18 protein-coding genes are annotated in these 21,158 nt (G+C 72.4%); 8 read left to right on the top strand and 10 right to left on the bottom strand.

Going from position 1 to position 21,158, the window contains the following annotated elements:
* Positions 1-32 precede the first annotated feature (32 nt).
* From GA0070560_RS01400 to GA0070560_RS01365, 8 genes are all read right to left on the bottom strand, one after another.
* Entirely contained in the window at positions 33-1,292 is a 1,260-nt protein-coding gene (locus GA0070560_RS01400) for a sugar ABC transporter permease (protein WP_091290206.1), read from the bottom strand.
* Positions 1,289-2,110, bottom strand: a complete 822-nt coding sequence (locus GA0070560_RS01395) for an ATP-binding cassette domain-containing protein (RefSeq protein WP_091290204.1) — start codon at positions 2,108-2,110, stop codon at positions 1,289-1,291. The genes GA0070560_RS01400 and GA0070560_RS01395 overlap by 4 nt, the downstream gene beginning before the upstream one ends.
* A 114-nt stretch (positions 2,111-2,224) precedes the next feature.
* On the bottom strand, positions 2,225-3,322 hold the full coding sequence (locus GA0070560_RS01390; protein ID WP_091290203.1) for a sugar ABC transporter substrate-binding protein: 1,098 nt from the start codon (positions 3,320-3,322) through the stop codon (positions 2,225-2,227).
* Positions 3,323-3,629: 307 nt separating this feature from the next.
* Entirely contained in the window at positions 3,630-4,112 is a 483-nt protein-coding gene (ybaK, locus tag GA0070560_RS01385; RefSeq protein ID WP_091290202.1) for a Cys-tRNA(Pro) deacylase, read from the bottom strand.
* Between the two features lie 126 nt (positions 4,113-4,238).
* On the bottom strand, positions 4,239-5,429 hold the full coding sequence (locus GA0070560_RS01380) for a THUMP-like domain-containing protein (protein ID WP_091290200.1): 1,191 nt from the start codon (positions 5,427-5,429) through the stop codon (positions 4,239-4,241).
* A 105-nt stretch (positions 5,430-5,534) separates the two neighbouring features.
* Positions 5,535-6,041 carry a hypothetical protein gene (locus GA0070560_RS01375; protein WP_091290199.1) on the bottom strand — a complete coding sequence of 169 codons (507 nt, stop codon included), beginning with the start codon at positions 6,039-6,041 and terminating at the stop codon, positions 5,535-5,537.
* Between the two features lie 130 nt (positions 6,042-6,171).
* A complete protein-coding gene (locus GA0070560_RS01370) occupies positions 6,172-6,849 on the bottom strand; it encodes a response regulator transcription factor (protein WP_091290198.1) in 678 nt (225 codons plus the stop codon).
* Positions 6,840-8,633 carry a sensor histidine kinase gene (locus tag GA0070560_RS01365; RefSeq protein WP_091290197.1) on the bottom strand — a complete coding sequence of 598 codons (1,794 nt, stop codon included), beginning with the start codon at positions 8,631-8,633 and terminating at the stop codon, positions 6,840-6,842. Before GA0070560_RS01365 ends, GA0070560_RS01370 begins: the two co-directional genes overlap by 10 nt.
* A gap of 380 nt (positions 8,634-9,013) precedes the next feature.
* On the opposite strand from GA0070560_RS01365, the gene groES reads away from it, so the two are divergent.
* The 3 genes from groES (at position 9,014) to GA0070560_RS01350 (ending at position 13,163) form a co-directional block, all read left to right on the top strand.
* Positions 9,014-9,328, top strand: coding sequence for a co-chaperone GroES (gene groES / locus GA0070560_RS01360; RefSeq protein WP_088998427.1), 315 nt, complete (start codon positions 9,014-9,016; stop codon positions 9,326-9,328).
* 70 nt (positions 9,329-9,398) lie between these two features.
* Positions 9,399-11,039, top strand: coding sequence for a chaperonin GroEL (gene groL / locus GA0070560_RS01355; RefSeq protein WP_091290196.1), 1,641 nt, complete (start codon positions 9,399-9,401; stop codon positions 11,037-11,039).
* Between the two features lie 405 nt (positions 11,040-11,444).
* Positions 11,445-13,163: a molybdopterin-dependent oxidoreductase gene (locus GA0070560_RS01350; RefSeq protein WP_091290195.1), complete on the top strand. Its 1,719-nt coding sequence runs from the start codon at positions 11,445-11,447 to the stop codon at positions 13,161-13,163.
* 147 nt (positions 13,164-13,310) lie between these two features.
* Here GA0070560_RS01350 and GA0070560_RS01345 read toward each other — a convergent pair whose 3' ends face one another.
* Positions 13,311-13,694, bottom strand: coding sequence for a WhiB family transcriptional regulator (locus tag GA0070560_RS01345; protein ID WP_091290851.1), 384 nt, complete (start codon positions 13,692-13,694; stop codon positions 13,311-13,313).
* A 255-nt stretch (positions 13,695-13,949) separates the two neighbouring features.
* On the opposite strand from GA0070560_RS01345, the gene GA0070560_RS01340 reads away from it, so the two are divergent.
* Positions 13,950-14,771 (top strand): helix-turn-helix transcriptional regulator, encoded by an 822-nt coding sequence (locus GA0070560_RS01340; protein WP_091290194.1) that lies wholly within the window; start codon positions 13,950-13,952, stop codon positions 14,769-14,771.
* 27 nt (positions 14,772-14,798) lie between these two features.
* Here GA0070560_RS01340 and GA0070560_RS01335 read toward each other — a convergent pair whose 3' ends face one another.
* Complete coding sequence (locus GA0070560_RS01335) at positions 14,799-15,209, bottom strand: DUF5319 domain-containing protein (protein ID WP_091290193.1); 411 nt, start codon at positions 15,207-15,209, stop codon at positions 14,799-14,801.
* 196 nt (positions 15,210-15,405) lie between these two features.
* Between GA0070560_RS01335 and guaB the strand changes: the two genes are divergently transcribed.
* The 4 genes from guaB to GA0070560_RS01315 are packed head-to-tail and all read left to right on the top strand — an operon-like array spanning position 15,406 to position 21,083.
* Positions 15,406-16,968 carry an IMP dehydrogenase gene (gene guaB / locus GA0070560_RS01330; protein ID WP_091290192.1) on the top strand — a complete coding sequence of 521 codons (1,563 nt, stop codon included), beginning with the start codon at positions 15,406-15,408 and terminating at the stop codon, positions 16,966-16,968.
* Positions 16,969-16,995: 27 nt separating this feature from the next.
* The gene (locus tag GA0070560_RS01325; RefSeq protein WP_091290191.1) at positions 16,996-18,114 is read left to right on the top strand and encodes a GuaB3 family IMP dehydrogenase-related protein; all 1,119 of its coding nucleotides are present in this window, start codon (positions 16,996-16,998) and stop codon (positions 18,112-18,114) included.
* A 50-nt stretch (positions 18,115-18,164) separates the two neighbouring features.
* The gene (locus GA0070560_RS01320) at positions 18,165-19,577 is read left to right on the top strand and encodes a M1 family metallopeptidase (RefSeq protein WP_091290190.1); all 1,413 of its coding nucleotides are present in this window, start codon (positions 18,165-18,167) and stop codon (positions 19,575-19,577) included.
* 54 nt (positions 19,578-19,631) lie between these two features.
* Complete coding sequence (locus tag GA0070560_RS01315) at positions 19,632-21,083, top strand: M1 family metallopeptidase (RefSeq protein ID WP_425412588.1); 1,452 nt, start codon at positions 19,632-19,634, stop codon at positions 21,081-21,083.
* The last annotated feature ends 75 nt before the right edge of the window (positions 21,084-21,158 follow it).

Raw genomic sequence — 21,158 nt, 5'->3', positions numbered from 1 at the left:
CCGTGTCCCCGCTGCTCAGCGTCGGCCGGGCGTCAACGGGTGCCTGCGGCGGCGGAGCGACGCCGCGACAGCGCGTCGACGCTGGCCGCGAGGAGCAGCACCACACCCGTCACCACGTACTTGACTCCCGAGCTGTAACCCATCAGGCCCATGCCGTTGTCGATGACCGCGACCACGGCACCGCCGAGCACCGCGTCGAGGACTCGGCCCTTGCCGCCGAAAAGGCTGGTACCGCCGATCACCGCCGCGCCGACGGCGTAGAGCAGTACGTTACTGCCACCGGTGTTCGGGTCGACGGAGTTGGCCCGGCTGGCGGCCACGATGCCACCGACGGCGGCCATCGAGGAGCAGATCACGAAGACCGAGATCCGGATCCGGTCGACGTTGATGCCGGCCCGGCGGGCGGCCTCGGAGTTGCCGCCGACCGCGTAGACGTGCCGGCCGTAGCTGGTGCGCTGGAGCACGAACGTCCAGAGGACCAGCAGGATCGCGATGATCGGCACCACGATCGGCACGCCCTTGAGCGAGGTGAACAGGACGTTGCGGCTGCGCTCCAGGTTGAGGATGTAGACCGCGACGCCGAGGATCAGCGCCAGCGCGCCGATCCGGGCGGCCACCACCGTGATCGGGTCGGTGAGCAGGCCGCGGGCGGCCCGGTTGCGGTACCGCAGCAGCTGCACGGCGGCGTACCCGGCCACAGCGGCGGCGGCCAGGGACCAGCCGAGGACCGGTGGCAGGTTGCGATTGGCGATCGCGACCAGGGTCTGGTCGCGGATGGAGATGTTCGCGCCGTCGTCCATCAGCATCAGCACGATGCCCTGGAAGGCGAGGAAGCCGGCGAGGGTGACCACGAAGGACGGGATGCCGATCTTCGCGACCAGGACGCCGAGCGTCGTGCCGATCACCACGCCGGTGGCGATGGCGGCGAGCACGGCCACGTACCAGGGGTAGCCGAGCACGGTGGCGACGTTGGCCAGGATGGCCGCGCAGACGCCGCTGGCGAAGCCGGCCGAGAGGTCGATCTCGCCGAGCAGCAGGACGAAGACCAGACCCATCGCGATCAGGGTGACCGCCGCGCCCTGGGTGAACAGGTTGGCGAAGTTGCCGGCGGTGAGGAACGACGGCCGCATGACGGCGAAGACCGTGCAGAGCACGACCAGGCCGAGTACCGCCGGGAGCGCGCCGATGTCGCCGCCGCGTACCCGGCTGACGTAGTCGCGGATGTGGTTGCCCACCGTGGGCGCCGGCGCGACGGGGGCCGGGCCCTCCTTCTTGACGGCTGTGGTGGTCATCGGACGGCTCCCGAGGTGGTGTCGGTGGACCCCGTGGCGGTTCCGGCGCTGCCCGCGCCCGCCTCGACGAGGCCGAGGTTGCCGGAGCGGCCGGCGGTGATCAGCTCGACCACCTGCGAGTGGGTGATGTCGGTGGTCCTCACCTGCGCGACCATCTGGCCCAGGTAGAGCGCGGCGATCCGGTCGGAGACGGCGAAGACGTCGTTCATGTTGTGCGAGATGAGCACCACGGCCAGGCCCTTGTCGGCGAGCCGGCGGACCAGCTCCAGCACCTGGGCGGTCTGTGCGACGCCGAGCGCGGCGGTCGGCTCGTCGAGGATGACCAGCTTGCTGTTCCAGAGCACCGCCTTGGCGATGGCCACGGTCTGGCGCTGGCCCCCGGAGAGGCTGGAGACGTGCTGGCGCAGCGACTTCACCGTCCGGACGCTGAGCCCGGCGAGCGTCTCGGCGGCCATCTGCTCCATGGTCGGCTCGTCGAGCACCAGCCCGCTGCGCTTCTCCCGGCCGAGGAACATGTTCTGCACGATGTCGAGGTTGTCGCAGAGCGCGAGGTCCTGGTAGACGACCTCGATGCCGAGCGCGGCGGCGTCGCGGGGGCTGTTGATGCTCACCGGCCGGCCCTCGAAGAGGAACTCGCCGTCGTCGGTGGGGTGGATGCCGCTGATGCACTTGACCAGGGTCGACTTGCCGGCGCCGTTGTCGCCGACCAGCGCGGTCACCTCACCGGGGTGGGCGGTGAAGGCGACGTCGCGGAGCACCTGGACGGGACCGAAGCTCTTGTCGATCCCGCGTAGTTCCAGCAGGGGGGTCGCGGACACGGGGGTCTCCTTTGCACGGAGGGAGGTCGGAGCCCGTCCGGTGGCGGGGCGCCGCCCGGCACGGTTGTCACCGTGCCGGGCGGCGCCGCCGGGAGCGGGGTGGGACGGTACGGGTCAGCTGATGCCGGCGTCGGCGCAGAGCTTGGCGTACGCCCCGGTGCAGACCTCGTCCTTCGTGACGAAGCCGTCGGCGATGACCTCGGAGACGTTCTCCTTGTAGATCGCCTTCGGGGTGAGCAGGACGGAGGGCACGTCGCGGTTGCCCTTCGGGTCCCTGACCGTCTGCCCGGTCTCCTTCTTCTCGCCCTTGGCGACCGCGATGGCCAGCTCGGAGGCGGCCTTCGCCTCCTCCTTGATCGCCTTGTAGACCGTCATGCACTGGTCGCCGGCGAGGATGTTCTGCAGGCCCTGCGGGGTGGCGTCCTGGCCGGTGACCGGGACCTTGCCGTTGAGCTTGTTCTTCTTCAGCACCGAGATGGCCGCGTTGCCGAGGCCGTCGTTGGCGGCGAGCACGCCGTCGATCTTCCCGCCGGTCTTGGTGAGCTGCTGCTCGAAGATCGTGGCGGCCTGGGCGTTGTCCCAGGCCGGCACGGCGTCGTCGGCGACCAGGGTGTACTCCTTGGCGTCGAACTTCGGCTTGAGCACCGAGTCGTAGCCGTTCTTGAACAGGGTGGCGTTGTTGTCGGTCGGCGAGCCGTTGAGGTAGGCGATCGACGGGTTCTGGACGCCCTTGTCGGTCAGGCACTTGGCCAGACCCTCACCCTGCAGCTTGCCGACGGCCTCGTTGTCGAAGCTGACGTAGTACTGCGCGGAGCCGCCCAGGGTGAGCCGGTCGTAGTCGATGGTGCCGACGCCCTGCGACTTGGCCTTGTCGAGCACGGCCTTCCCGGTGCCGTCGTCCAGGTTGACGATCATCAGGGCGGTGACGCCGCCGGTGATCATCTGGTCGGCGATGGTCTGGAAGGCGTTCTTGTCGCCCTGCGCGTTCTGGATGTCGTAGTCGACGTCGGCGGCCTTGAAGGCCTCCTCCAGGAACTTGCGGTCCGCGCCTTCCCAACGGGCGGAGGACTTGCTGTCCGGAAGGATCACGCCGATCTTCGGCTTCTTGGCGTCGGAGCCGGCCTCGTTGCTGCCGGAGTCGTCGCCACAGGCGGCCATGCTGCCGGTGGCCAGCAGGCCCACGGTGGCGAAGGTGAGGAAGCCCTTGCGCATGAGCACGGGTCCTTTCGGGGTGGGGAGTAGTGGTCGGTGTTTGTTGTGTCCGGCAACGTATTCCCGGTCACACGCCACGCGCAAGACTGTCGAGGTCAGAAGTTTGTTGGCGGCGGTAACAATTCAGCAACGCGGAAGTCATCCACCCGACACCCACCCAGCAAACGCTCTCTCCAGAGCGCTGCCCCCACCCCGACGATCCCGTTGATCATGAAGTTGTTGCCCTGCGTCCCGGTGTGTCGTGGCAATAACTTCATGATCAACGAGGTGGGTGGGAGGGGGGAGGTGGGAGGGTGGGCGGGGTGGGTCAGGAGGGGGTGGCTATGGGGGCGGGGGTGGCGTTGGTGAGGGAGATCAGGTCGGTTGGGGCCAGTTCGAGCTGGAGGCCGCGCCGGCCGGCGGAGACGTAGATGGTGTCGTGGGCCAGGGCGGAGGAGTCCAGCACGGTTGGCAGGCGTCTGCGCTGGCCGAGCGGGCTGATCCCACCCCGGACGTAGCCGGTGGCCCGCTCTGCCACCGTGCGGTCCGCCATGGCGGCGCGCTTGCCACCGACCGCCGCCGCGAGCGCCTTGAGGTCCAGTTCCCCGGTGACCGGGACGGCCGCCACGGTGAGCGCGCCGTCGACCACGGTGACCAGCGACTTGAAGACCCGCTCCGGCGGCGCCCCGATCGCCGCCGCGACCAGGGCGCCGTAGTTCGGGGCGTCCGGGGAGACGTCGTACGGATGGGTGCGGTATGCGATCTTCCGCTTCGCCAGCAGCGCCGTCGCCGGAGTGCCCTGTCCCGCCATGCCCGTCAAGCTAACCCGGTGGCCACCACCCGGCCAGCCGGAATCACGTCCCGCGTGGCGACGCCGATCTGCGCGCAGGCCGCCCCGCCGGCGTCGGACGGCGTATCCCGGCCCGGCACCGACCCGTCAGGTCGTCGGCACGGGTCGGCAGACCAGCACCGTGGGCGCGCCGGCCACCCGGGTCAGCACCAGGCTGGCGGCGGTGTCGCCGGCCAGTTTGAGGTCGCGGCGCAGCTTTTCCGGCTCCAGCGCCGAGCCCCGCTTGAGGATCTCCAACCGGCCCACCCGGCGCTCCCGCAGCAGGGCGCGCAGCCGCTTGAGCGAGAACGGCAGCACGTCGGTGACCTCCAGGCAGCGGGCGAACGGGGTGGCCGTCGGGCGGTCCGCGTACAGGTAGGCGATGCTCGGGTCGGCCAGCGTGGCGCCGAGGGTGTCGGCCAGTTCGGCGACCAGGTGCGCACGGACCACGGCCGGGTCCGGGTCGTACAGGAAGCGGCGGGTGGGGCCGACGGGCGCCTCCGTCGCCCCCGCGCCGGTGAGGGTGTGCACGGCGTCGCCGCGCAGCAGAGTGGCCCGGCGGGGCACCTCGGCCAGCCGGCCGCACCAGAGCGCCGCCTCCACCAGGTCGCCGTCCACGCTGACCCACTCCGCCTCCGCGCCGGCCGGGATCAGCGCGTGGTCGATGCCGGGGGCCACCTTCACCACCGTGCGCGGCACCCGTGCGGCGAGACCGGTGACGAAGTCCCAGGGCGGGGAGTAGGAGTTCGGGTCGAAGATCCGCCGCCCGGTGCCGGCCCTCCGCCGCGCCGGATCGCAGAACACGCCCTCGACCCGGGTCACGTCGAACGCGGTCGCGTCGCCGACCTGGACGGTGAACAGTCCGGCCAGCCCCGCCGCCTCGGCGTTCCCGGCGGCCATCGCGGCGGTGACCGGGTCGGCCTCCACGCCGTACACCCGGATGCCGGCACGGGCGGCGGCGAGCGCGTCGGCCCCGAGGCCGCAACCCAGGTCGGCGAGGGTGGTCACCCCGGCGGCGCGCAACCGCGCGGCCCGCCGGTCGGCCACCGGGCGGCGGGTGGCCTGCTCCAGCCCGGCCCGGGTGAGGAACATCCCGGCGGCCTCCGGGCCGAACTTGCCGACCGCCCGGCGGCGCAGCTCGGCCTGGGTCAGCGCGGCGGCGGACAGCCCGGCGGGGACCCCGGTGGCGCGCAGCGCGGCCGCCGCGGTCAGCGGGTCGCCGCCGGCCACCTCGGTCGCCGCGGCGAGCGCGGCCGACCCCTCGGGGGTACGCAGCGCGGCCAGTTGGTCGAGTTCCACCGCGCCATTGTGCGGCAGGCCGGTGCGGCCCGGTACGGAACCGGTCCGGGCCCGGACGCGCGGGGGTGGCGACCGTCACCGGTCGCCACCCGTGTCGCGGGAACGTCAGCCGAGCATCGACCACCACTGGTCGGTGTTGGTGAAGCGCTTGAGCGGGGCGCCGCTGGCCGACATGTGGTACCGGTAGCTGCCGGTCGAGGAGTACCCGTAGAGGCTGAAGCCGTCCATGTTCCAGTCGTCGGTGCCCTCGTACCACTCCGGGTGGGAGATCATCCGCAGCTTCGCCCCGGTCACGGAGCAGGAGTTGACCGCCCAGTTCGGGTTGATGAAGGTGACCGTCCGGGAGTTGGAGCTGTTGTTGGCGAAGCCGCCCCAGACGTGTTGCAGCTCGACGTCGCCGGAGGCGGTCCGCAGGAAGGGGATGACCTCCGAGTTGCCGCGCAGGTCGTCCCCGCCGGTCTGGAAGACGAGGGTGAAGCTCCTCAGGCTGGCGCAGCTACCGATCCGCCCGGCGCTGGCCGGCGTTGCCAGGACGGTGACGCCGAGCGTCGCCAGCATGCTGGTGGCGACGAACAGCACCAGGGTCCTGAGGCGGGGAAAGCGGATGCCCATGTCGGGGTCCTTTCTCTGGTGGGGGTACCCAGGTCAAGGCTGCGCCCCGGAGGTCGTCCGGGACACCGGGATTGCCGGGCTTTGCGGGTCGGGGAACCGCAGGCCCGAAGGTGGGTAAACCGGGTGGCGGTCAGCCGGTTCCGGTGCCGCCGAGGAAGGCGAGCGTCGCCAGGACCCGGACGTTGATCCCCCGGCGGGCGCGGGCGTCGCCGGGGATCAGGCGGAGCTTGCCGGTGATCGCCGAGAGATGCTTCTCCACGGTGCCGACCTGACAGCCCATCTGCTCGGCGATGCCCAGGTTCGACCGCCCTTCGGCGACCAGCGCCAGGACCCGACGCTCGTGTGGGCTCAGCCGGTCCAGCGGGTCACCGAGCCGGGGCCGGGCCATCAACCGCTGGATCAGGCAACGGTCGACGATCACTTCCCCACCGGCCACCCGGCGTACGGCGTCGGCCAGCTCGGCCACCTCGCCGACCCGCTCCTTGAGCAGGTAGCCCACGCCGCGAGTGTCCTCCTCCATGCTGAGCAGCCGTTGGGCGAAGGCGACCTCGGCGTGCGACGAGAGGACGAGCAGACCCACCGTCGGATGCCGGCGCCGCATCGCCTCCGCGATCTGGAGCCCCTCGTCGACGAAGGTGGGTGGCAGCCGGATGTCCAGCAGCATCACGTCGGGCCGTTCCCGGTCGCCGAGCCGCAGCGCCTCGGCAGGGTCACCGGCGACGCCGACCACGGCCATGCCGCGCGCGGAGAGCACCTCCGCCAGTGCGGTACGCAGCAGTGGCTGGTCCTCGACGATCCCTATCCGCACGGTTCCTCCAAGGCCAGGGTCGCGGCGAGTCGGGTGCCGCCGCCCGCGGGGCTGGCGATGGTCAGGTCGCCGCCCACCGCGGCGATCCGGTCCCGTAGTCCGCTCAGCCCGGAGCCCGGCCGCGCCGTCGCGCCCCCGTCCCCGTCGTCGGTGACCTCGACGTGGAGCCGTGGGCCGCGCTCCTCGGCGACCACGGTGACCCGTTCGGCCCGTGCGTGCTTGTACGCGTTGGCGACCCCTTCGGCGATGAAGAAGTACGCGGTGACCTCGACGTGCCGGGGCCAGCGTCGCGACGGCACCCGGACGTCGAGCGGCACGGGGGCGACCTCGGCGAGCAGCCCTACGGCGCCGGCGAGCCCGTGCCCGAGCAGCGCCGCCGGATAGATGCCCTGGGTCAGCTGCTGCAGTCCGCTGATCGCGTCCCGGAGCAGCAGGTGGGCTCGCCCGGCGGTCGCGCGGATCCGGTGGAGTTCGGCCGGTACGCCGGCGGCCGGCGCGTCGCGGATCGTGTCGAGCAGCATCAGCACCGCGTACAGCTGCTGCTGCGCCCCGTCATGCAGGTCCCGTTGGATGCGTCGCCGCTCCTCGAAGCCCGCCGTCGAGACCCGGAGTCGGGAGTGGCGCAGCTCCTCGATCCGTGCCTGTTGCGCCCGGTAAAGGATGGCGTTCTCGATCGCCAGGCCGGCGATTCCGAAGGCGGTCCGGGTCACGTCGAGCTGCTCGTTCAGGGCCTCGTCATGGATGATCCGGGCGATCACGGCACCGTGTCGCCGGATGGCGGTGACCGCCTGCCCGGCTTCCCGGGCCGGCGGCGTCAGGTCCCCATGGGCGCAGAGCGCTCCTCCGCCCTGCGGGTACGTGACGCGCAGCGCCGGATCGCCGACCGCCTCGGCGAGCGTCCGGCCCAGCCTCGCCGGGTGGGGGAGCTGCCGGCCGTCCAGTCCCAGCAGGACCCGGGCGGCGTGGCTCTGGGCCCGGGTGGAGCGGATCCGTCGGGTGAGCGCCACCAGCGGGATGACCAGCAGGTCGAGGGTGAGCGCGGTGGCCAGCGTGCCGACATGGACCGCCGGCGGCGCGCCGACCCGCGCGGCCACCGCCACGGTGAGACCGGCCGCGCCGAGCACCATGGTGGCCGCCCAGATCGGTCCGGCGGGTCTCCGCCGCAGCCGGGTGGAGGTCACCCAGCGACGGGCGACCACCACCAGCACGGCGAGGGTCAGTGCCGCGTAGGTCAGGCTGCCGATGGTGGCCCAGGGCGAGGTCGGCGGCGGGGTGAGGTTCCACCACCAGGGCGGCTGCGGGCGTTCGGCGACGAACCGGCCTACCTGGGTGCCGACCGCCGCCAGGTAGGAGGCGACGACCAGGGCGCGGCTGACCGCGTCGTCGACCCGACCGGTTGGCAGGGCCAGGGCGATGTGCGCCAGTACCGCCGTCCAGAGGTAGGCCAGGCAGAAGCCGACCATGAAGAGCCACGGCTGCTCGCTGGCCCTCAGGTCACCCAGGTGGTAGAGGCCTCCGCAACAGACCATCAGCCAGCCGATCCGGGGTGCCGCCGAGCGGGCGGAGACGACGAAGCCGGCGACGATGAGCAGCACACCGAAGCTGTGCAGCGCCCCGGTGATCCAGCCGGTCGGCGCCACGGGTGACGACAGCGCCGTGCCGACGGCGGCGAGGCTGAGGCCGGCGCCGGCGGCGACGGCGGTCCGGCGGGCCACCGCAGCGCGCCGGGTCGGGTTGTCCGGTCCCGGCTGTCGGCCGACCGCACCTTCGACGATGATGCTCACCGCGGACCTCCGGATCGGCTGGGTGCCGAGCGTAACCACACGGTGCCAGCACAGTTAACCGTCTCGATCGGTCGGATGGTGGACACGGTGCCGGGCCGTCGAGGCGCGCCGTCGGACCACAGTGCCGGGTGCTGGCCAAGCGTGCCCGGCGGGGTGACACGACACCGGCGCGTTGGCACTCTCCTTGACGGAGTGCTAGCCGAGGAATAACCTGCGATTAGCACTCTCACCCTGAGGGTGCCAGCTTCCGGGCCGTCAGGTCCGGTGGCTGAACGCCAGGCGGACCGGCACCCGCGACGACGGCCCCGCCCGGTGGCATGTGGCAGATTGACGCTGGTCGGCGTGCCGACCGGTAACGACACCAAGTACCCCAGGAGGGTATGCCCGTGACTACCGCGACCAAGGTTGCGATCAAGCCGCTCGAGGACCGCATCGTGGTCCAGGCGAACGAGGCCGAGACCACCACCGCCTCGGGCATCGTGATCCCTGACACCGCCAAGGAGAAGCCGCAGGAGGGCACCGTCCTCGCTGTCGGCCCGGGCCGGATCGACGACAAGGGCAACCGCGTGCCGGTCGACGTGAAGGTCGGCGACACCGTCCTGTACTCGAAGTACGGCGGCACCGAGGTCAAGTACGCCGGCGAGGAGTACCTGGTGCTCTCCGCCCGCGACGTCCTCGCGGTCATCGAGAAGTAAGCAACCGATCAGTGTCGTTGCCCCGGTCCGGCTCGCCGGGCCGGGGCAACGTCGCTTCGAAGGGATACAGATGGCGAAGATCCTGAGCTTCTCGGACGACGCCCGGCACCTGCTGGAGCACGGTGTCAACGCCCTCGCGGACGCGGTCAAGGTCACCCTCGGCCCGCGCGGGCGCAACGTCGTCCTGGACAAGAAATTCGGTGCGCCCACGATCACCAACGACGGCGTGACCATCGCCAAGGAGATCGAGCTCACCAACCCGTACGAGAACCTCGGCGCGCAGCTGGTCAAGGAGGTGGCGACGAAGACCAACGACGTCGCCGGCGACGGGACCACCACCGCCACCGTGCTGGCCCAGGCCATGGTCCGCGAGGGCCTGCGCAACGTGACCGCCGGGGCGAACCCGTCCGGTCTCAAGCGGGGCATCGACGCGGCGGCCACCAAGGTCTCCGAGGCGCTGCTCGACCGGGCCGTCGAGGTGGCCGACAAGAAGTCGATCGCGCATGTCGCGACGATCTCCGCGCAGGACGCCGCCATCGGCGAGCTGATCGCCGAGGCGATGGAGAAGGTCGGCCGCGACGGTGTCATCACCGTCGAGGAGGGCTCCGCCCTCACCACCGAGCTGGACGTGACCGAGGGTCTCCAGTTCGACAAGGGCTTCATCTCACCGAACTTCGTCACCGACGTGGAGTCGCAGGAGTCGGTCCTGGAGGACCCGTACATCCTCATCACCACGCAGAAGATCTCGGCGATCGAGGAGCTGCTGCCGCTGCTGGAGAAGGTCCTCCAGAACAGCAAGCCGCTGCTGATCATCGCCGAGGACGTCGACGGCCAGGCGCTGTCGACCCTGGTGGTCAACTCGATCCGTAAGACCCTCAAGGTCTGCGCGGTGAAGGCCCCCGGCTTCGGTGACCGTCGCAAGGCGATGCTGCAGGACATGGCGATCCTGACCGGTGCCGAACTGGTCGCCCCGGAGCTGGGCTACAAGCTCGACCAGGTCGGCCTGGAGGTGCTCGGCACCGCCCGGCGCGTCGTGGTCGACAAGGAGAACACCACTGTCGTCGACGGTGGCGGCCAGGCCTCCGAGGTCGCCGACCGGGTCGCGCAGATCCGCAAGGAGATCGAGGCCTCGGACTCCGAGTGGGACCGGGAAAAGCTGGCCGAGCGGCTGGCGAAGCTCTCCGGCGGCATCGCGGTCATCAAGGTGGGCGCGGCGACCGAGGTCGAGATGAAGGAGCGCAAGCACCGCATCGAGGACGCCATCGCCGCGACCAAGGCCGCGGTCGAGGAGGGTACGGTCCCCGGCGGCGGTGCCGCCCTGGCCCAGATCCTCCCGGTGCTCGCCGACGACCTGGGTTTCACCGGTGACGAGAAGACCGGCGTCTCGATCGTGCGCAAGGCACTGGTCGAGCCGCTGCGCTGGATCGCCCAGAACGCCGGCCACGACGGTTACGTGGTGGTGCAGAAGGTCGCCGGCAAGGAGTGGGGCAACGGCCTCGACGCCGCCACCGGCCAGTACGTCGACCTGGTCAAGTCCGGCATCATCGACCCGGTGAAGGTGACCCGCAACGCGGTCACCAACGCTGCCTCGATCGCCGGCCTGCTGCTCACCACCGAGAGCCTCGTGGTGGAGAAGCCGGAGAAGGCCGAGCCGGCCGCCGCCGGTGGGCACGGCCACGGTCACGGCCACCAGCACGGCCCGGGTTTCTGACCCGTCGCTGCACCGAGCGGCGCGCCGTCCCACCGGACGGCGCGCCGTTTCGTATCCACCCGGCCCTGCTCCCGGCCCCGCTTCGCCCCGGGCCCCACCCGGCCCCGCTCCCGACCCGTCTCGGCCGCGTTCCCGGCCCGGCTCAGTCCAGCGTCGGCCCTCCACCCGGCTCGGCTCGTTGATCAAGAAGTTTGCGTCCAGGAGAGCGCTTGCGTGAGACGCAAACCTCTTGATCAATCCGGCAGTCCGGCAGTCCGGCAGTCCGGCAGTTCGGCGGTGCGCCGGGAGGCGGTGTGCCGGGAGGCGGTGCGCCGGAGGTGGGGGGTGGGGAGGTGGGGGTGGGGTGGGATTACGGAACGCTGACGGAGTTGGTGGGGGGTCCGGTCGGTCGACGAGACTGGTCGGATGAGCAGCACGCCCCGCAATCTCGCCGCGCTGGCCGGTATCACCGCCGCCGCCGTCGCGATCGGCGCCGCCGAACCGGTGGCGGTCCTCACCGGTCCCCGGTCGGCACCCCTGGTCGCCGTCGGCGGGCTCGTCGTGGACGTCGTCCCCGAACCGGTGAAGCAGTTCGCCATCGACGTCTTCGGGACGTACGACAAGATCGCCCTGCTGGTCGGGACGGCGCTGCTGCTGGCCGCGATCGCCGCGCTGCTCGGCCTGCTGGCCGTCCGCCGGCTGTGGATCGGGCTGGCCGGCATCGCGGCCTTCACCGCCCTCGGGGTGGCCGCCGCGCTGACCCGGGCCGGCGCGGACGCCGCCGACGCGCTGCCGGCGCTGGTCGGCGGCGGGCTGGGCGCACTGGTGCTCTGGGCGTTCATCGCCGGGCCGCTGGAGGTCGACCCGTGGCCGTGGAGCCCACCGACGGCCGCGCCACCGACGGCCGCGCCGTCGTCGGCCACGCTCGGCGTGGATGCGCCCGCGGGTTCGTCCTCGTTGGTCGTGGGCCCGCGCGGTTCGGGCCCGACCGCAGGTCCGTCCTCAGCCGACGAGGCCGCGCCGGGCCCGGCCGGGCCCGGGCTGTCGCCGGGACGAGAGCCGCCGGAGCAGGTCGCCCCCGAGTCGCGGCGGCGGTTCCTGCGCGGGGTGGGCGTGCTGGCCGGCGCGGCCGCGGTGACCGGGCTGGGCGGGCACTGGCTGGCCGGCCGCCGGGGGGTGTCCGCGGCCCGCGAGGCGGTCGCGTTACCCGCCCCGGTCTCCGCCGCACCGGCGGTCCCGGTCGGTGCGGACCTGTCGCTGGCGCAGCTCGCCCCCTACACCACCCCGACCAGCGGTTTCTACCGGATCGACACCGCCCTGGTGGTGCCGCAGGTGGATCCACAGACCTGGCGGCTGCGCATCCACGGACGGGTACGCAACCCGATCGAGCTGAGCTTCGCCGACCTGCTCGCCCGGCCGATGGTCGAGCGGTACGTCACCCTGGCCTGCGTCTCCAACGAGGTGGGCGGGGACCTGATCGGCAACGCCCGGTGGCTGGGCGTACCGATCCGGGAACTGCTCGACGAGGTGGAGCCGGAGGAGGGCGCGGACCAGGTGGTGGGGCGCTCGGTGGACGGCTGGACCTGTGGCACCCCGACCGCGGTGCTGCGCGACGGGCGGGACGCGCTGCTGGCGGTGGGGATGAACGGCGAGCCGCTGCCGGTCGAGCACGGCTTCCCGGTCCGGATGGTGGTGCCGGGCCTGTACGGCTACGTCTCCGCCTGCAAGTGGGTGACCGAGTTGGAGTTGACAAGCTTCGCCGACTTCGACGCGTACTGGGTGCCCCGGGGCTGGTCGGCGCAGGGGCCGGTGAAGACGCAGTCACGGATCGACACGCCCCGCCCCCGCAACCGGATCACCGCCGGGCCGGTCGTGGTGGCCGGGGTGGCCTGGGCGCAGCATCGTGGCGTCAGTCGCGTCGAGGTACGCGTCGACGGCGGGCCGTGGCGGGACGCGACGCTGGCCCCGACCGTGTCGGTGGACACCTGGGTGCAGTGGTCCTGGCGCTGGGACGCCACCCCCGGCGAGCACACCCTCCAGGTGCGGGCCACCGACGCCACCGGTGAGACGCAGACCGGGCGGGAACGGCCGGTCGAGCCGGACGGCGCGACCGGCTGGCACACCGTGCAGGTGACGGTCCGCTGAGCCGCCCGCCCGGCACGCGGCGGCACCTCGCTTCCGGGCATGCGGCGGCGCCTCGCCTCGGCACGCGGCGGCGCGAACTCCGGACACGCGGCGACGCCGCGCCCCGGGGTACGGGACGCGGCGTCGCCGAGGTCTGGTCGGTCGGGATCAGGCGATCTTGCGCTGGTCCGGCACGGCGGACTTGTGCGGTCGGCCGAGGCGGGCCTCCAGCCGGGCGATGTCGACCCGGGTCTGCCGGCGGTCGGCCAGGTCCTCCCAGCCGAGGGCGAGCAGCCGCAGCCGCTCCGACTCGCTGAATCCGCCCCACACCCCGTACGGCTCGCGGACGGACAGCGCGTGGGCGGCGCACTCGGCCCGGACCGGGCAGGCGCGGCAGACGGCCTTGGCGCCGGACTCGCGGCGTAGCCGCGAGGAGCCGCGCTCGCCGTCCGGGTGGAAGAACTGGGCGCTGTCGCGACCTCGGCAGGCACCGAGACGCTGCCAGTCCCAGAGGTCGACGATGGGTCCGGGCAGTCTACGTACGTTCGACATCAGCACCCCTCCTCCCGCGCGGCACCGCGGAGGTTCTCGTTCGCATCCGGCGTCCGGGCGGCGGTCCGCGCAGGCGCACCGTTTCCGGCCTGGCGTCTCGGTACCCGACCTTTCCCCGACTCACACGTCTGTGATCGAAAACCTCGGACAACTTGCGGCATATGCCCCAGATGTCGGAAAAGTTCGGAGGATTGCCTGGAACCTCCTCCCCGGCGCACCCGGCCATGGTCTGCTCTCTGCGGAGAGGAGACCACAGTGCGTACCGTTCTCGTCTGCGTACGAACACCGCTCGCCGCGCAGCAGTTGACCTCGGCGGCCGCCCGCCTCGGCCTGGCGTCGGTCGTGCGGACGGCCGTCTCCGATCCGGAGGTGATGCTGCGGCTCTCCGAGCGCCCGGTCGACGTCGTGCTCGCCGACACCGCGCTCACCCGACCCGACAGCGCCGGCTTCGTCCGCCGGGTGCTGGCCCGCGCGCCGCAGGCCGACGTGCTGCTGCTCGGCGCGGAGGAGTCCGAGGCGGCGGCGGCCACCATCAGCGCCGGCGCCCGTGGGCTGATCCAGGGCGCCGACCACGACCTGACCAGCGCGGTGGCCAAGGCCCTGCTGCTGCTCTCCGGGCCCGGGCGGGCCGCCCGCAACCGGGTGACCGACCCGGCGCGGGACACCGCCGCGGTCGGTGCGCCGCCCCGCCCGGCCGGCGGCCGTACCCCGAACAAGCCGGGTCCGGCCTGGTCCGGGCCGGGTGAGGGGCCGGGCGGCGCCCCGACGGTGGTGCCGGTGCAGCGCGGTGACGACGAGGTGGAGGCGGAGACCGCCGAGGTGGAGACCCCGGTGCCGGCCGGTCGGCGCGGCGCGTCGGCCGCGCGCGGTGGTCGGGGCGCGGTCGGGCTGACCGAGCGTGAGCTCCAGGTGCTGCTCGGCATGGCAGAGGGGAAGAGCAACGCCGAGATCGGGCGCGAGCTGTTCGTCTCGGAGGACACCGTCAAGACGCACGCCCGCCGGCTGTTCCGCAAGCTCGGCGCCCGGGACCGGGCGCACGCGGTGGCCGCCGGCTTCCGCGCCGGCCTGGTCGCCTGAAGCCCACCGGCGCGCGGAGCCGACCGGTCAGCCGTCGGCGGAGTCGTCCTCCTCGGTCCCCTCGGTCAGCGTGTCGTGCACGCCGTCGGCGTAGCCACGCGCGTAGTCCCAGGTGACGTAGTGGTCCGGATCCGGGTCGTAGGCCGGCTCGTGCACCCGGGGGCGGCCGGAGTCGAGCAGATGGCGCAGGTTGCCCCGGAGCAGGTCCCAGTCGAAGTAGTGGGGCTCCCGGCAGTCCTCGCACTCGATGACCAGCCCGCGCACCCCGATCGGTGCCAGCAGGGCCTGGTAGATCTCCAGGTCGGCCAGATCCTCCAGCACGTCCTGACGCTCGACGTCGGTCAGCGGGTCGAGCGCGTCGTCGTCGCGGGGATCGTGCAGGCCGGCAGCCGGATCGGCCGGGTCGCCGTTGAACGGGTCGATGGGCTCGTCGTGCACCCCCTCACCGTAGTCCTCAGGAACCCGCGACGCCTGCCCCCGGTCCCGCTGCTGTGGCGTCGCCGACGCGCGCCGGCACCGCCGGGGGCTGCGCAGCTCCATGGGTACGATGAAACGACGCGCCGTCACGCCGGCGTGCGCCGGTGCCCGCGCGCCACCTCGCTGAAGCCCGTCCGAGCAGCTCAGGAGAGCAATCGTGGAAAATTCGCCCAGCGTCGACCAGCTGACCGGGGCCGACCTCGGCGAGATCGGCGGTCACCTGCCGGAGCTGCCGGCCGGCTCGGCGCGGGTCATCCCGCTCGGGCTCACCTTCGACGACGTGCTGCTCCAGCCCGCCGAGTCGGACATCGCGCCCCACGAGATCGACACCCGGACCCGGCTGACCCGCGAGATCGACATCGCCCTCCCGCTGGTCTCCAGCGCGATGGACACCGTGACCGAGGCGCGGATGGCGATCGCGATGGCCCGGCAGGGTGGCATCGGCGTGCTGCACCGCAACCTCTCCATCGAGGATCAGGCCCAGCAGGTCGACCTGGTGAAGCGCTCCGAGTCCGGCATGATCACCAATCCGGTGACCTGTTCGCCGGAGGACACCGTCCGGGACGTGGACGTGCTCTGCGGCCGATTCCGGATCTCCGGTCTGCCGGTCACCGATGCGGCCGGAAAGCTGGTCGGCATCATCACCAACCGCGACATGCGGTTCGTCACGGACCTGGACACCCCGGTCCGCGACGTCATGACCCGGACTCCGCTGATCACCGCGCCGGTCGGGGTGAGCAAGCCCGAAGCGCTGGAGCTGCTGCGCCGGCACAAGGTCGAGAAGCTGCCGCTGGTGGACGCCGACGGCCGGCTCCGGGGCCTGATCACGGTCAAGGACTTCACCAAGAGCGAGCAGTTCCCGCTCGCCACCAAGGACGACTCCGGCCGGCTGCGGGTCGCCGCCGCCATCGGTTTCGGCGACGAGGCGTACAAGCGGGCCCGGACCCTGATCGACGCCGGGGTCGACGTGATCGTCTGCGACGTCGCCCACGGCCACAGCCGGGCCATCGTCGAGATGATCGCCCAGCTCAAGCGGGAAACCCAGGTCCAGGTCATCGGCGGCAACTCGGCGACGTACGCCGGGGCGAGGGCGCTCGCCGAGGCCGGAGCCGACGCGGTCAAGGTGGGTGTCGGCCCCGGGTCGATCTGCACCACCCGGGTCGTGGCCGGGGTGGGCGTACCGCAGATCACCGCCATCATGGAGGCAGCCCGGGCCTGCCGGCCGCTCGGCGTGCCGGTGATCGGCGACGGTGGCATGCAGTACTCCGGGGACATCGCCAAGGCACTGGTCGCCGGCGCGGACACGGTGATGCTCGGCAGTCTGCTGGCCGGCTGCGAGGAGAGCCCCGGCGATCTGATCTTCATCAACGGCAAGCAGTACAAGTCGTACCGGGGCATGGGCTCCCTCGGCGCGATGCAGACCCGCGGCGCGCAGAAGTCGTACTCCAAGGACCGCTACTTCCAGGGCGACGTCAGCTCCGACGACAAGCTGATCCCGGAGGGGATCGAGGGGCAGGTCCCCTACCGCGGCTCGCTCGCGCAGGTGGTCCACCAGCTCGCCGGCGGCCTCCGACAGGGCATGTTCTACAGCGGCGCGGCCACCATCGCCCAGTTGCACGAGCGGGGTCAGCTCATCCGGATCACCGCGGCCGGCCTCAAGGAGAGCCACCCGCACGACGTCCAGATGACCGTCGAGGCGCCCAACTACCACTCCCGCTGACCATCCCCCGAGACACCTGGAGTCCTCATGCGTGACGTGGTCGAGATCGGGCTGGGCAAGACCGCGCAGCGCGGCTACCACCTGGACGACATCGCCATCGTGCCGAGCCGCCGGACCCGGGACGTCGACGACGTCTCCACCGGCTGGCAGCTCGACGCGTACCAGTTCGGCATCCCCTGCGTCGGGCACCCCTCGGACGCCACCATGAGCCCGGCCTCGGCGGTGCGGCTCGGCCAGCTCGGCGGGCTCGGGGTGCTCAACGTCGAGGGCCTCTGGACCCGGTACGAGAACCCGACCAAGGTGCTGGAGGAACTGGCCGGCCTGGACGAGGACGCCCGCGCCACCAAGCGGCTCCAGGAGGTCTACTCCGAGCCGATCCGCCCGGACCTCATCGCCGAGCGGGTCCGCGAGCTGCGCGACGGCGGCGGCACGGTGGCCGTCCGGGTCTCGCCGCAGCACACCCTGGCGCTGGCCCCGGTGATCCTCGACGCCGGGGTGGACATCCTCGTCATCCAGGGCACCATCGTCTCGGCCGAGCACGTCTCCACCACGGACGAGCCGCTGAACCTCAAGGAGTTCATCGCCGACCTCGACCTGCCGGTGGTCGTCGGCGGCTGCACCGACTACAAGACGGCGCTGCACCTGATGCGGACCGGCGCGGCCGGCGTGATCGTCGGCATCGGCGGCGACGACTGGTCCACCACCGAGTCGGTGCTCGGCATCCGGGTGCCGATGGCCACTGCGATCGCCGACGCCGCCGCGGCCCGCCGCGACTACCTGGACGAGACCGGTGGCCGGTACGTGCACCTGATCGCCGACGGGGACATCCAGACCTCCGGCGACATCGCCAAGGCGCTGGGCTGCGGCGCGGACGCGGTGATGCTCGGCGAGCCGCTGTCGCTCTGCGAGGAGGCCCCGGCCGGCGGCGCCTGGTGGCACTCGGCCGCCAGCCACCCGTCGCTGCCGCGTGGTGCGTTCGAGGCCGCCGGTGAGCCGCTCGGGGTGATGGAGCGGCTGCTCTTCGGCCCGGCCGACGAGCCGGACGGCCAGCTCAACCTCTTCGGCGGGCTGCGCCGGGCGATGGCCAAGTGCGGCTACCGCGACCTGAAGGAGTTCCAGAAGGTCGGCCTGGTCCTGGACCGCTGACCTGCGACGATCCCACCCCGACGCACCGGTCGCGCCGATAGGCTCGGCCGGTGCGTCGTGTTCCCCGCCGGATCCGGCCGGCTCTCGCCGTGGCTGTCGCGGCGGCGACGGTGCTGGTCGGCTGCACCGGCGCGGGAGACGACCGGGACGCGTTCCGGCCCGGTGCGGCCGACGCCGGTGACCCGTACGTCCCGGGGCGGGGCAACGGCGGGTACGACGTCCAGGAGTACCGGCTGCGGGTGCGTTACGACCCGGCCACCGACCGGCTGACCGGGCGGGCGAGCGTCACCGCCACCGCGACCGCGCCGCTGTCCCGGTTCAACCTGGACCTGATCGGGCTGGACGTCTCCGAGGTCACCGTCGCCGGGGCGGCGGCCACGCACCGCCGCGACGGCGACGAGTTGGTGGTCACCCCGGCGCGCGGGCTGCCCCGGGGCACCGGTTTCACGGTGGAGGTCGCCTACGCCGGGGTGCCGACCGCCGTCCGCGACGGCGAGCTGGGCAGCGGCGGCTGGCTGCACACTGCCGACGGGGCGATCGCGCTGGGCCAGCCGGAGTCGGCGGCCACCTGGTTCCCGGTCAACGACCACCCCTCCGACAAGGCCCGCTACGACGTCGAGGTGACCGTCCCGGACGGGACCGAGGCGGTGGGCAACGGCGTGCCGGGGGAGCGGACGAGCGCGGACGGGTGGGCGACCTGGCGTTGGCGCGAGGACGTGCCGATGGCCAGCTACCTGAGCACCCTGGTCATCGGCGACTACCGGGTGACGACCGGCGTCCACGCCGGCCGGCCGATGGTCACCGCGGTCGCGGCGAGCCTGCCGGCGGACGGCCCTGCCGCCCGGTCCATCGCCCGCACCGGGGAGATCGCCGACTTCCTCGCCGAGCGCTTCGGGCCGTACCCGTTCGCCTCGTACGGGGGGATCGCGGTCGCCGACGACCGGATCGGGTACGCGTTGGAGACGCAGTCCCGGCCGGTCTACGGGCCGGGTTTCTTCCGTGCCGGCCGGCCGAACCCTTCGGTGGTCGCGCACGAACTGGCCCACCAGTGGTTCGGTGACAGCGTCTCGCTGGCGCGCTGGCAGGACATCTGGCTCAACGAGGGCTTCGCCACGTACGCCGAGTGGCTCTGGGCGGAGCACGAGGGCGGGCGGAGCGCGCAGCAGGCATTCGAGGCCCGGTACGCCGTCACCGACTGGTCGAAGCCGGCGGTCGACCCGGGCCGGGCGGAGATGTTCGGCGACGGCGTCTACCAGCGGGGCGCCCTCGCGGTGCACGCGCTGCGCCGCACCGTCGGCGACGCGACCTTCTTCCGCCTGCTGCGCGGCTGGACCGCCGAGCGGCGGGACCGTACCGCCACCACCGGCGACTTCGTCGCGTACGCCGAGCGGATCGCCGGCCGGCCGCTGCGCCCGCTGCTCGACGCCTGGCTCGCCGGCGCCACCGCGCCCGCCCTGCCGTGACCCGGCGGTGACCGTCGGTCGGTAGGCTGCCGCGGACGGCACGGGGAGGTGGCGGTGACCAAGGCGTGGACGCGGCGGGGCATCGGTCTGCTGGTGGTCGTGGCCCTCGGGCTCGGCGCGTGCGGCACCGACGCGGAGCCGCAACGGCGGGTGGAGGCCAGCCCGACGCCGACGGCGCGGGAGTTCCGGCCCGGCGCGGCCGGTGTCGGCGACACCTACTTCCCGACGTACGGCAACGGCGGCTACGACGTCGGCCGGTACACGGTGAAGGTCCGCTACGACCCGGCGACCGACAGGCTCACCGGCACCACCACCGTGCAGGCCACGGCGACGGCCGACCTGTCCGCGTTCCACCTCGACCTGGCCGGGCTGACCGTGCGGAAGGTGACCGTGGACGGCGCGCCGGCCCGGTACGAGCGTGCCGCCGACGAACTGGTGGTCACCCCGGCCACCGGCCTGATGTCCGGCAACGGGTTCACCGCCGAGATCGTCTACGACGGCGAGCCGAAGCCGCTGGACAACGACGTGCTCGGGGACGGCGGCTGGCTGCACACCGGCGACGGCGCGATCGCGCTCGGCCAGCCGGAGTCGGCGAGTACCTGGTTCCCGGTCAACGACCACCCCTCCGACAAGGCCGCCTACGATGTCGAGATCACCGTCCCGAAGGGACTGGCGGCGATCAGCAACGGGGTGCCGAAAGGCAGGAGCGACAAGGGTGGCTGGACCACCTGGAAGTGGTCCGAGACCGCTCCGATGGCCAGTTACCTCAGCACCGTGGTGATCGGGGAGTACCGGGTCGAAACCGGCGAGCACAAGGGACGGCCGGTGTTCACCGCGGTCAGCACCAGGTTGGGCGAGGGCGCCGCGGACGCCTCGCTGGCCCGCACCACCGAGGTCGCCGACTATCTGGAGAGCGTCTTCGGGCCGTACCCGTTCGCCGCGTACGGCGGGGTGGTCGTCGCCGACGACCGGATCCGGTACGCGTTGGAGACGCAGAGCCGGCCGGTCTACTCCGCCGGCTTCTTCCGGGGCGGGGAGAACACCGGCGTGGTGACCCATGAGCTGGCCCACCAGTGGTTCGGCAACAGCGTCTCGCTGGCCCGCTGGGAGGACATCTGGCTCAACGAGGGGCTGGCCACGTACGCCGAGTGGCTCTGGGCCGAGCACCAGGGTGCCGGCACCGCGCAGGCCGCCTTCGACCGGCGGTACGCCGGCTCGTCCAGCCGGGTCTGGCGGACCCCGCCGGGCAGACCCGGCAAGGAGAACCTGTTCAGCGAGTCGGTCTACCAGCGGGGCGGGATGACCGTGCACGCGCTGCGGGTGGCGGTCGGCGACAAGGCGTTCTTCGAGATCCTGAAGACCTGGGCGGCGGAGAAGCGCAACGGCAACGTCACGACCGCGGAGTTCGTCGCGCACGCCGAGCGGGTCTCCGGCAGGCAGCTGGACAAGCTCTTCGACGCCTGGCTCTTCGGCACCGAACGCCCGCCGACCCCGCGACGCCTCTAGGGCGTGTCTCCCGGGTCCGTCGCAGGCCGGCGAAGATCCGGGAGACACGCCCTGGTTTCCTGGGTCGACGTCGGG

Origin of the sequence: Micromonospora halophytica (genome assembly GCF_900090245.1) — a bacterium.
Classification (GTDB): Bacteria; Actinomycetota; Actinomycetes; order Mycobacteriales; family Micromonosporaceae; genus Micromonospora; species Micromonospora halophytica.
The sequence above is the reverse complement of the archived record's forward strand: the minus strand, read 5'-3'. Positions and strand labels throughout refer to the sequence as shown.

What these genes read in the sequence shown, in the direction of transcription:
- GA0070560_RS01325 (WP_091290191.1), top strand. Translation starts at nt 16,996, where the DNA reads ATGCGTGACGTGGTCGAGATCGGGCTGGGCAAGACCGCGCAGCGCGGC.
- GA0070560_RS01375 (WP_091290199.1), bottom strand. Translation starts at nt 6,041, where the DNA reads ATGGGCATCCGCTTTCCCCGCCTCAGGACCCTGGTGCTGTTCGTCGCC.
- ybaK (WP_091290202.1), bottom strand. Translation starts at nt 4,112, where the DNA reads ATGGCGGGACAGGGCACTCCGGCGACGGCGCTGCTGGCGAAGCGGAAG.
- GA0070560_RS01350 (WP_091290195.1), top strand. Translation starts at nt 11,445, where the DNA reads ATGAGCAGCACGCCCCGCAATCTCGCCGCGCTGGCCGGTATCACCGCC.
- GA0070560_RS01400 (WP_091290206.1), bottom strand. Translation starts at nt 1,292, where the DNA reads ATGACCACCACAGCCGTCAAGAAGGAGGGCCCGGCCCCCGTCGCGCCG.
- groES (WP_088998427.1), top strand. Translation starts at nt 9,014, where the DNA reads ATGCCCGTGACTACCGCGACCAAGGTTGCGATCAAGCCGCTCGAGGAC.
- GA0070560_RS01345 (WP_091290851.1), bottom strand. Translation starts at nt 13,694, where the DNA reads ATGTCGAACGTACGTAGACTGCCCGGACCCATCGTCGACCTCTGGGAC.
- groL (WP_091290196.1), top strand. Translation starts at nt 9,399, where the DNA reads ATGGCGAAGATCCTGAGCTTCTCGGACGACGCCCGGCACCTGCTGGAG.
- GA0070560_RS01390 (WP_091290203.1), bottom strand. Translation starts at nt 3,322, where the DNA reads ATGCGCAAGGGCTTCCTCACCTTCGCCACCGTGGGCCTGCTGGCCACC.